General features: G+C 68.9%; 3 protein-coding genes. All 3 read right to left on the bottom strand.

The window, feature by feature from the left end; genetic code table 11:
- On the bottom strand, window positions 1-3,101 hold a 3,101-nt coding region (locus EII35_RS14800; protein ID WP_221739781.1), incomplete at its 3' end, for a hypothetical protein.
- On the bottom strand, window positions 3,098-7,471 hold the full coding sequence (locus EII35_RS14795; RefSeq protein ID WP_125229234.1) for a hypothetical protein: 4,374 nt from the start codon (window positions 7,469-7,471) through the stop codon (window positions 3,098-3,100). The genes EII35_RS14800 and EII35_RS14795, both read right to left, overlap by 4 nt.
- Window positions 7,471-12,018, bottom strand: coding sequence for a hypothetical protein (locus EII35_RS14790; RefSeq protein WP_125229233.1), 4,548 nt, complete (start codon window positions 12,016-12,018; stop codon window positions 7,471-7,473). The genes EII35_RS14795 and EII35_RS14790 overlap by 1 nt, the downstream gene beginning before the upstream one ends.
- Window positions 12,019-12,029 lie beyond the last annotated feature (11 nt).

Genomic DNA, 12,029 nt, shown 5'->3' with positions numbered 1-12,029 from the left:
CCTGCCGCCACCGCTGCCAGGTCGGCGATGTCCGCAGCCTCGGAGAACCCCTTGGGCATGGCCCTGGCGCGGTCCAGTTCGAGGTCCCAGTTCTCGACCAGGTTGGGGTCGAAGACGATGTCGTCGTGGTCGTCGCAGTGGGTGATGCACCAGGGACCGACATGGGCGATGGTTCCGGCAGGGGCCTGCTCGAATCCGGGCAGGCCGAGAATGGCCCGGATGCGGTTCCGGTCAGGAGAGGCGGTTCCCACCATCTGGGAGTATTCGGCGCGTTGGCTGGTGGAGATCATGTGGTCCAGCCGGTCGGCGAGCCACGGGCGAAGTGGATCCTGCAGGGGAAGCTGGGTGGCCAGCCACAGCCAATGCGTCGTCAGGGTCAGGTCTGCGTCATTTACGGTGAGCTGTCTGACACCGCTGCCCCCGCCGTAGGGGAAGCTTCGTTCTGCTTCGGTGATGATCGCCTCCGGCAGCGTGACCGAGGCAGTGTGGTGTTCCTGCCATCGGGCGATCATCGCGTCGACGTCGAGGCCTCCACGGGCGACCCGCATCGGGTCAGCGACCCCTGTGGACAGCAGATCGACCAGCACGGTGGTGCCCAGATCCTGGAGGAAGTCCTTGGCCGCTGCCGCCTCGGCGACCTTGAGCCCCAGGAACTCCCGGACCTGCTTCGGCAGCCAGTTGTGGTCCCAGGACTCCATGTTCGGCATCCCGGCCAGGAAGATCTTCGCGGCGGGCAGGGGCCAGCCGGTGGCCTCGGCGAAGCGTTCCGGGGCTGTCGGATCCCATGGCGGGGCGCCGTCCTCGAGCAGGATCATGAACGCTGCCACATGATCGTCGAGGTTGACCCCACTGGAGCGGCTGTGCGGGGCGGTGACGAATCCGTCCACCTCCGCCGGGATGGCCCCGCCGGGGGACAGACACACCGCGAAGAGCGTCAGATCCGGCCCCTCGAAGCCCAGGACGAGCCCTGGGCCGGTGGCGGTTTCCACCACGTCCCCGACATCCAGGATGTCGTCGCGGCTGGCTGGCTGGCGGAAGGTGAAGAGCACGGACTCGGGGCGATGGATGCCGCTGTCCCGGACCGCTCCCAGAGCTGCTGCAGCCCCCTCGATGAGCTCCCGCGAGGCGAATGGACGGCAGACCCCCGCCAGGAACAGCTCCGGATGCATGAGCTGGAGCTGCCCGATCCTGCCGGAATGGATCTTTGCGCTGGCCTGCCCGGCCAGGATGGCGTTCAACATGCGCAGGTCGTCGCGACCGTACACGCGCCCATCATTCACCCACGCGACGGCGTCCTTCGAGGGGGCCCAACCGCTGAAGGTTCCGTCAGCCTCGACAGTGCTTGCTGCCTGGAGTTGCCGTAGCTGTTGGACCTGGCGGTTGATGCGCAGGGCCAACCAGCCGACGGTGACGGTGAGGGCCGGGTCAGTGGTGCCGAGCAGTCGTTCCGCGGCGGCAATCACTGGTTTGGGCAATTTCTTTGGTTCCTCCGGGGACCAGTCGGGCAGGGTGGTGAGCAGATCGGCCACGTCCTCGGCCCGTATCGGTCGCATTCGGGTGCTTCCCCGGGTGTCGCGGATGGCCTTGGCAGTGAGCTCAGCGGGATCGGCGAAGGCCTCGAATTTGCTGAGTTCTTCGGCGAGCTCTGTACGTGCCCTGGGGGAGTACAGCCCTGCCAGACGCTCCAACTCCAAGGCGAAATCCGCCGCCGTGCTATCGGCTGTCAATCGTGTCCTGGCCCAACGGTGGAGAAGCTGTCGGCTGCCCTCATGAGCCAGCACGATGGAGAGGTGACTCTGAATCACATCCTCCAAGCCACGGGCGGCGGTGTCGGCGTACTCGCTGGCGGCAAGGTGGCTGAGATCAGAACGACGGTCGTCGCACACCCACTCCCACAAGCGGAAATCATACGACCAGGTCGAGGGATTGTGTATCTGAACCCGGCATTCGAGTGAGAGAGCGGCGTCGAGCAGTTCCGGCTTGACGTCGAAGTACCTGAGGGTGAGTTCCAGGGTGCGGCCCGCCTGGGAAGGCAGGGCACGGATGAACCGGGAGAGCTCCGCAGGAAAGTCATCCCTCCGGCCGCGACATTCCTTGGTGATGAAACGCTGTATCCAGTCGAGGACGTCGCGGTCCCCGGCCCGCAGCTCGTCAGCGACACCGCTTGCCTCCAGGACCGGGAGCCAGTCGGCGGTCGTGACCCCGTCGGGAGTGAGGGTGAAGAGGCGATCCCTCAGCGCGGGGTTGTGCCGCGCCAAGGAGGTGAGCGCTGTGAGGTGGCTGTGCCAGAACGCGCGGGGTGCGTTGCCGATCGAGGCGGTGGGCAGCAGGGCGTTGAGGACACGTTCGTCGATCTCCTGCTGGTTGGCCTCGGCGGCCTTGACCAGGCGTTTGATGTCCGTGGCAAGGCCCGCGTGGGGTGGTAGGCCGCCGCGCACCCGGTCGATGTTGAGTTGGATGAACCGTTCCAGGGCGTCGGTGGGGTTGAGGCGTTGCAGGAGGGACTTGGATTCGGCGGTGAGTTCCTGGGCGCTGAGCGCCCCGGCGAGCGCGAACTCCAGCAGCGCGTGGTGGTGGCGTTCCTCGTCGATGGGGATGTTATGGGTGCGTTCGGCTTCGCGGGCCCTGGTGAAGTACTGGGTGGCGTAGGTGCGGTTGTCGTGGGCCAGGAAGATGCGGGCCGCTTCCTCGAGGAAGGTGGGAAGGAAGTGTGGGGCGGAGGCGCTGAGCCCGGCGGCGAGTTCATCGAGCATCCGCTTGGCCGTGCCCGGTCTCGATCCGGCCAGGTGGTTCGCCTGCTGGAGGTCGCCGACGAGGTTGAGGGCGTGGCGGGCATTGGCGGGGTCGGTGAGGATGGGCCAGGCGGGGAAGCCGACGGCTCGGGTGCGGATGTGGCCGACCGGGGCAGAGGCGGTGTGGTGGAGGCCCAGTACCGCGAGGCTGAGGTCCTCGACCTCGGCGAGGGGTCCCCGAACGAGTCGGACGATCTGCCGGTCGCTGAGGGCCGGGTGGCGGTATGTGCGGGCCTGGGCAGGGACGGTGTCGGCGACGGGGGCCGTCGACACCCCTCCCAGATCTGCGGTGCGGATGTTGTCGATCATTGCCTGCGGTATCTCTCGGTTCTGAGTTCGACGTATCCCGGTACGTCGCCGCTCTGGTGACGCCGCCAGGCATCGGCGAACAGCTGCGCCACGGGGGTCGTCGGCGCCACCACACCCCGGCGGGGTTTCACCCTCGCGGCGTGCTCGAGGTCGAAGAAGGGGGCCTTCCACACCTCCATCGGCAGGTGTGGGCTGCTGGCCTCCAGCCAGCCGCCGGGGAGGAACAGGGACCGTCCCGCGCGAGAGCGTTTCGCCTCCACCACCAGCCCCTTGGTCAGCAGCTCCGTTCCTGCCGCCCGGCGCTGCTTCCTGGTCCACCCGTTCCACGACTCGACGTTCGCGTCGGTCGGGTCCGGCAGGGCCAGCAGCTGCAGCCAGTAGCGGGCCGCCTCCATGTCCAACCCCAGAACCGTGGCGGCCCGCGCCACCAGCTGCGGTACCGAAGTGCTCGGGTCGGTGGCATGTCCTGGGCGGGGGAGACGGAGATCGGCCAGCAGATCGTCGATGCGGATCGGGTCGGTGGCCTCCCACAGCCGCTCCAACTGGTCGGCGACGAGCCGACGGAGCGGGTGCTCACCCGGCAACACGTAGGCCAGCCACAGCAGCAACGGGATCGAGTCCTGGTCCAGGTCCTCGCCATCGCGCAGCCAATCGATCTGGAGCGAGCCACCCCACAACAGGCGATCCGCCGCTTGCCGAATCGGAGCGTCGATGAGGATGATCTCCGGGACAAGCTGTCGCCAACAGGAAATCATCGCCTCGACGTCGAGGCCTTCGGTCACCACCCGCAACGGGTCCTTGGCTCCCGCGGCGACCAGGCGTGGCAGCACCCCCACACCCAGACCATCCAGGAAGAGACGAGCAGTCGCAGCCCCGGTGTTGGTGATTCCGAGCTGAGCCAGCAGCTCGGAGGGCTTCGTGTGGTTCCACCAGGGCAGGGCCGCCAGGCTCACCGTCGCGGCGACACGTCCCCAACCAGTGGCCTCGGCCAGCTGCTCCGCGGGCTCCGGGCGCCACGATGGCGCTTTCTGGTCCAGCAGGTGGGTGAAAGCTTCGAGGACCTGCGCGACGGGCGTGCCTGTGGCCTCCAGTACAGGGGTGACCGTGAGGCCGTCGACGGCGGTGGGAATTGCGCCGCTCGGGCACCAGGCCAGCACGTCGGGATGGCGGTAGTGGTGATTCGTCCCCAACAGCACGCAGGGGCCTGTCGGGGTGTCAAGGACTGTGCCTGCCTCGTAGCGTTGCAGCGGGAGCGGGAACCGGAACAGTGCCCCTCCCGTCAGCCCCGCGTCCGCGAACGCCCCGACGAGTGCTGCCAGCCCGCCGACCTGTTTCCGCGTCAACCCGGGCGAGCAGGCGGTGGCGAGCAGCGCCTCGGGCACCACGATGGCAGCGGCTGTCGTGCCCTCGTCGAGGCTCTGCCACAGCCGGTGCGCACCCCGACTCCCGCCCAGCCTCTCAGCCAGCAGCCGGGCAGCCTTGCGCTGGTCGCGGTGTCGGATCAGGTTGTATCGGGGGAAGGCCCAGAAGGCCGGATCGGAGTTCGGTTGGTGGGAGGCGAAGCTGGGCTCTGGCGCGGTGGGCCTGACCGGTGTCTCCTCGACGGCAGGGGTTGGGGCAGGCGTGGGAGCCTGCGTCGGGTTCTCCTTCTTTCGCGGCTTCGGCTGCCCGACCCGGGGCCCGAGTTCCGCCTTCAGCTGCACGATCTGCACGGCCAGCCAGGCTACGGCGTCCACCAGAGCGGGGTCCGTGGAGCCCAGCACGGCGACGGCCTCCGCCGTGAGGTGCTCGGGAAGCCGGTGTGGCTTCGAGTTCCCTCCGGCCAGGGCCTCCTCCGCGGCCGCGATGATGGCGGCCACGTCGTCGGCCTGGCAGTCCCGCATCCGGGCGCTCACCGCCTCGTCCCTGACTCGCAGCTGGTGCCAGGCCCCGGCGGCACGCTGCCCCAGTCGGTGCAGCAGGTGAGGTTTCCCGGCCTCGCCCGGCGCAGCGGGAAGCGGGCGCCCCTCCTTGGTGCAGAGCCTTCCCTGTTCCGTGAGCAACCAGTGTCCGCCACCGGGACGACGGATCATCCCGATCATCGGCTCCCCGGCAGGGAGACTCACCGTGGTGCCGTCGACCCCCAGGTGCAGGATGCGGCCATCCGGGTGCTGCAGGGTGGCCCAGCCGTGGATGCCGTCCTTGGTGGGCAGCAGGGACGAGGATGTGGTGGGCGCGGCGGGGTGCCAGTGCAGCAGGCTCTGATCCCGGTACCGGGTGCTGAGCCACAGCCGCCACCCGTCGCGGAGCCACGGCTCGATCAGCCGGGCCAGGGCCTCCGGCAGCGAACGGCGAACCCGGCCACCCGTGACCGGGTTGACCTCCCACACCCCGTTGGGGGTGCGGTGATCCTCCACCCGCCAGTAGCGTTCCCCGTCGCTGAGGATCTGCACGGGGTTCTGGAAGTCGGCGGTGGTGTCACCGACCCGCTGGACGGCATTCTTCACCAGGCGGCCACCGTCGACGGGCAGGCTGAGAGTCGGACCTTTGACGTGGAAGAGCCAGCCCAGCTGATGCTCGGTTCCCGGGTCGTTGGACCAGGTGAGCACCCAGTGCTGCTTGGGAGTGGTCTTCTTGCATCCCGTCACCCCGTCGATGAGGGTGTAGAGCCACTGGTTGGCGTCCTGGATCTTCGTCCACGCCGACGAGCTCTCCGCCACCACCTGGTCGCCGTCGATCCACTTCACCACGCCACGGGAAGCCACACCGACGGCGGGCCACGCCTCGTGGAGGGTGACGGTGCCGGGGAACTCTGCGACGGCCCGTTCGAGGGCGGGCCAGGCGAGTTCGGTCAGCAGCCCATCACGCAACGAGCGCGCCAGCAGCTCCGCGGGTTCGAAGGCATCGGCCAGGGTGGGGGCGAGATGGGCGAACTCGGCTCGTTTCGAACGGAGAAACGCGCCGAGGCGCTGCTGCTCGGCGGTGATCTCCGCCAGCGTGGGCTCCTTGGGCAGCCGGGGCTCAGCCCACTCCAGCAGCAGCCGGGCCGTGCCGGGGCAACTGGCGAGGGCCTTCAGGCGACCCGACTTCAGGGCCTCGGGAATGCCGCCAGCGACCAGCCAGGCCAGATCGCTGGTGCACAGGGCAACCAGGTCCGCTCTCGGCTGGGCGTTGCTCCACCAGCCGAGGTCCAGGGCGTCGGTGGGATGTTTCGCCTGCTGGATGTGGACCGTCATTCCCGCCGCAAGGAGGGCGTCAACTGTTTGGGGATGGATCCGGCGCAGCGGCAGCGGGATCGTGACGTCGCGCCCTGTCAGGTTCGGCAGCTCACGAACCAGCGCACACATCGCAGCGACGTCGCTGCGGCTGGTGGCGACGTGGTCGCGGATCACGTACCGCTCCACCCAGCGGTGGGCGTCCAACTCCCCGGAACGCAGCCCGTCGGCCACCCCCGAGGCCTCCAACACCTCCAGCCACACGTTGGAGGGCAGGGCGGCGGGGACCACGGCCAGCAGCGCGTGCCTCAGCTTCCCATCCAAGGCGGTGAGTTTCGGCAGCAGCGGGGTGAGGGCGTTCCAGAAACCGGCGTCGGCCGATCCGAGGGCGGGCAGCGGGGCCAGTTCGGTGACGAGCCCCAGCACAGTCTGCTCGACGTCGCGCCCGGCGGCCCTCGCCAGACGTGTCACGTCGGTGAGCAGGCTGGGATACGGAGGGACCCCGCCCGCGGTGCGTAGCACCACCAGGTGCAGGAACTGCTCCAGCGCCTGCTCGGCCCCGACCCGCTCCACCATCGCCCGGGACTCGTTGCCCAGTTCCTTGACGCTGATCGCCCCGGCCAGGGCGAACTCCAGGAAGGCCTCGCGGTGCCGGTCCTCGTCGATGGGGAGGTTGTGGACGCGTTCCGCCTCCCTGGCCTTCCCGAAGTACTGCGTGGCGAACTTCAGCGACTCCACCCCGATGAAGATGCGGGCCGCCTCCTCGAGGAAGGTGGGGAGGAAGTGGGGTGCGGAGTTGCCCAGCGTCAGGGCCAGCTGGTCGAGCAGTTCCTTGGCCAGCTTGGGTTTCGTGCGGGCCAGTTTCGCCGCGCGGTGCAGGTCGCCGACGAGGTTGAGGGCATGGCGGGCATTGGCCGGGTCGTGGCGGATCGGCCACGCCGGGAAACCTGCGGTGCGCGGCCGGGTCGCGCCGACGGGGGTCGTGGCCGTGCGTCGGAGCCCGATGGCCGCCAACGCCATGTCCTCCGCCTCGGTGAGGTTGTCGCCGACGAGTCGCACCACCACCCGGTCCTCGAGGGCCGGGTGCTGGTAGCGCAGGGCCGAGGCGGTGACGGTCCCCGGCTGGGGCGTGACGGAGATCCCGCCGAGTTCGGCGGTGCGGGGGTCGTCGATCATCAGCGGCGGGTCCTTTCGGTTCTGAGTTCCACGTAGCCGGGGACGTCGCCGCCCTGGTGACGCTGCCAGGCGTGGCTGAACAGCTGCGGGAGGGGGATGAGGACGACCTCGCCTCCTCCTCGCGAGCCGATGATGCCCTCATGCGCCTCCCTCAGGAAGGAGTACTTCCAATCCTCCATGGGGATGAGAGGAGCCTTCGCGTCGCTCCACCCTCCGGGAAGGAAGAGGGAACGTCCCGCCCGGGCGCGTTTCGCCTCCAGCACGAGTCCTCGTTCGAGCAGCGGCGCAGCGGCCTGCTCGCGGTGGCTCTTCTTCCAGCCGTTCCAAGTGTGGATGTTCCTGTCGGTGGGGTGGGGAAGCGCCAACAGCTGCAGCCAGTAGCGGGCCGCGTCCTCGGGAAGACCCAAGGTGGTCCGTGCTTCGGCGACGATGTCGGGAACTGAGGCGAGCGGGTCCTGTGCCCATCCCTGACCGGGCGTCCGCAACCACTCCTGAAGAGGCGCGAACTGCCCCGCGGCCAGAGCAGCCACCTGGACGACGGTGTGGAGGAAGTAGTAGCTCCGCTCCATGACTGTCGCCCGGTCGAGTTCGAGTTGCCAGTTCTCGACCCGAGCAGCGTCGAAGATCACCTCGTCGTCCTTGTCCTCCCGGATGATCCGCCACGGCCCGGCCTCGACGGTGGCGCCGATCGGCAACTCGGCCAGGGCTGGCAGGCCGAGCCGTACCCGTTCGGGATCCTCGTCGGCCAACCAGCGGCTGCGCCTGCTCCGGGATCGGTACTGCCGCCGGGTGCAGCTGTCGATGAGGGCATCGAGGCGATCAGCCAGCCAAGGGCGTAGTGGGTCCTCCAACCTCACCCGGGTGATCACCCACAGCCATCTACCCAGATCGTAGGGGTGGAGGTCGTCACCCGCGAGGCCCGCGACGCTCCTCGCCCCGTCGTGGAAGCTGCGTTCGGCCGCGAGGAGGATGTCACCGGGGAAGGTGACCCTACCGCCGGTGAGGGTCCGCCACCGCTGGGCCATGGCATCCACATCGAGACCGTGACGGACCACCCGCATCGGGTCAGCGGCCCCGGCTGAGATGAGGTCGGCGAGCAGGTCAGGGTCAAGGGCCTTGAGGAAGGCCTTGGCCTCGGCCACCTCCGTCGTGCTCATGCCCAGGAGCTTCCGCATGTCGTCCGGCAGCCAGGTGCTGCTGTCCTCGTGAAGATTCGGCATGCCTGCCAGGAACACCTTGGCTCCTGGCAGGCACCAGCCGGTCGCGGCAGCGAACCGCTCCGCGGCGGAGGGGGCCCAACCGGGGCCGCCTTCCTCCAGGAGGGTCTCGAAGGCTGCGACGACGGCGTCAATCTGGTTGCTGAACCGCATCCTCAGCGTCGTGGGGCGGTCCTCCACGGCCGGGGGAACGCCACCTCCCGGGGAGAGGAAGAGGAGGCATCGGCCCCCGTCGTGCCACTCATGACCGATGATGACGGCGGGGCCGGTGTCGGTCTGGGTCACCTGTCCGCTGGCGATTCCGTTGAATCCCGCGACGGCGGGGATGCTGAAGAGCGCTGCTCCGGGTCGGAACAGCCCGCTGTCCCGGATGACCCCGACGGCTGCAGCCGCTGCCTGGATGATCTCCGGCCGTGCCAACGGGCGGCAGGCTCCTGCGAGATACAGCTCCGGGGTCATCGCGGGGGTCCAGGACACCTGGGGGATGGCGGCATCGGGGACCGGTGTCCCGGCCAGGAGGGAGCGCAGCAGGTGCACATCCGTGCGGCTCGGTGCGTTGTCCACCTGCGAGGCCCCGACCAGCCACCCGACGGTGTGATTGCTGGGGGCTTGGTCAGTGAAGGTTCCGGTGGAGTCATCGGGTCGAGTTGCCTCCCGCAGCTGCCGGATCTGGTGCAGCGCGTGGACCTCCCGGGAGATCTCCACGGCTGCCCATCCCACCGCGACGGTGAAAGCGGGATCGGTGCTGCCGAGGAGTTTCTCGGCCGCTGCGATGACCTCGCGTGGCAACCGATCCGGTCGGAACCGTGTCCATTCCGGGAGCGCAGCGATGAGGTCGGAGACCTCCTCGGCGCGGATGGTGCGCATGCGGGCGCTGACCGCCGGATCCCGGGGCCGGAGGTGGTGCCACCCGGCGAGTGGTACGTCGTGGAGCAGGTGGAGATCACCGGTGAGGTTCCGGGCAGGTTGCAGCCTGGAGCGGCTGTTCTCGGGGCACAGGGTCCGGCCGGTCACCATCCAGTGGCCGCCACCGGGGCGTACCAGCCGTGCCACCGGTGCGTCCGATCGGGTCGTCGTGTCCTGGTGGGGGCGGTGGTCATGGACGTAGCCGTCGACGCCGCGTACCCGGGTCGTGGTGCCCCGCCTCAGGACCACCCAGCCCAACTGCCCTCGGGAACTGCCGAGCGGGGAGTCCTCGCTTCCGGGATCCGGCAGCCACCAGCTGCTATCGGCGCAGAGACGGAACCCCTCCCTCAGGTCCTGTTCGATGAGGGTGGCCATCGTCGGTGGCAGCGAGGCGCGACCAAGTCGTCCGGTTCCCGGATCGACCTCGCGGATGATCCCGCGCGGCCCAACGCTCCAGAAGGAGTTTCCCTCCTGCAGCATGGTGCGCAGGGTGGAGATGGGTAGCCGTGGGTCGCCGGGTCGTAGCAGCCCATCACCCAGCAGTCGACCTTCGGCGGTCTCGAGGGAGATGCGTAGCCGGGGGAAGTCCCAGACCCGCGGATGGGGGCGATCCGTCGTCGGGTCACTGGCCCATCGGAGATGCCCCTTGTGGTTGCGATCCTCACCAATGCACAGGGTGTCGCGGCCGACCTTGAACCACAGACGTCGCTGGAGGTCAGGGGCGGTGGGGAGGACGACGTCCTCCCGCTCGTCGCCGCGAACCCAGATGATGCGGTCCCCCAAGGCGACCCCGCACCAGGGCCACGACTCGTGGATCCCCAGGCGTCGGCCCTCACCCAGTTCCGCGGCCGCCCCCTCGAGCGTCGGCCAGGTGAGCTCGGTGAGGAATCCTGCCCGGATTGCCTGTGCCGTGAGTTCGGCGGGGTCGGCGAGGGCCTCGAGGCGGTTGAACCCTTCATCGACCTCACGGCATCGCAGGGAGGTGTACAGGGGTTTCAGTCTGTTGAGTTCCTTGGCCAGATCGTCAACGGTGGAGTCGGCGGTGAGTTGGGGTTCGGCGGACAGACGCAGCAGCCGCTTGCTGCCCCAGTGCGCCAGCAGTGTTGGCAGCTGCTGCTTCAGCTGCATCGCCGCCAGTCCACGTGCCGCCGTGGGAGCCAGCGGGCTGTTGGCCAGGTGGGTGAGGTCGCTGCGGCGGCTGTCGTTCAGCCATGCCGTGAAGTCGATGTGGTCGCCCGGTCCGGATCGTCCGCTGAGCTGCACCGTGAGGCCGAGTGAGCAGGCCGCGTCGAGCAACTCCGGATGAAGGTGTCCGGTGGGGGTGCGGAGATCGATGCTTCTCCCGTCCTGGCGTGGTAGCGCCCGGATGAATCGTGACAGCTCGACGGGGAGGTCGGGGCGGTGGCGGCAGGACTCCCTCGTGATGAAACGCTGGATCCAGCCGACTGGGTGCAGGTGTGTGGTCCGCATCTCCTCGGCCACCCCGGTGTCCTCGAGGAGGCTCACCCACATGGCGGAGTCCACGCGGCCGGGGGTGAGCTGGAACAGGCGTCGGCGGACCTGGGGGGAGCGTGTCGCCAGGGCGATGAGCGGCTCCCTGAAGGACTCCCAGAATGCCTGCGGTGCTTGGCTGATGGAAGGGGTGCGCAGCAACTCCTCCAGGAGTTGCTCGCTGACCTGACGTGTATCGGCGCCGGCGGCAATGGCCAACCGTTTGAGGTCGGACGCCAGCCCGGGATAGGGAGGCAGCCCTCCCCGTGCCCGGTCGAGGTTGATGTGGAGGAACCGGGGGAGTGCCGCCGAGGGGGCGAGGCGCTGCTGCAATGACTTGGACTCGGCCGTGAACTCCTTGGCGGTCAGCAGCCCGGCAAGGGCGAATTCCCTGAAGGCGTGACGGTGGCGGTCCTCGTCGATGGGGAGGTTGTGGACACGTTCGGCCTCCCGAGCCTTGCTGAAGTACGACGCGGCGTAGCTGCGGTTCCCGTGTTCCAGGAAGATCCGGGCCGCCTCCTCGAAGAAGGTGGGCAGGAAGTGCGGGACGGAACGGTCCAGTTGTCCGGCCGAGAAGTCAACGATGCTCTTTGCGGTTCCCGGGGTGCTTGCCGCACAGCGTGCGGCCCGCCGGAGCTCCGAGAGGAGCCGCAAGGCGTGGTGGGCATTGGCGGGGTCATGGAGGATGGGCCAGGCGGGGAATCCAACGGCCTGGGCGCGGACGTGCCCCACCGGAACAGAGACTGAGGCAGCCAGCCCATGGACCGCCATGCCGATGTCCTCGGCCTCGGTGAGGGGGTCGCGGACCAGCCTGACGACGGTGCGGCCGTCCATCATGGGGTGGGTGTAGCCACGGGCCACCAGGGGGGTGGTGTCTGCGACGGGGGTCGTCGCGACACCACCCAGTTCGGCGGTTCGGGAATTCAGGATCATCGGCGGCGGTA

This window comes from Arachnia propionica, from assembly GCF_003932785.1.
GTDB classification, from domain to species: Bacteria; Actinomycetota; Actinomycetes; order Propionibacteriales; family Propionibacteriaceae; genus Arachnia; species Arachnia propionica_B.
The sequence above is the reverse complement of the archived record's forward strand: the minus strand, read 5'-3'. Positions and strand labels throughout refer to the sequence as shown.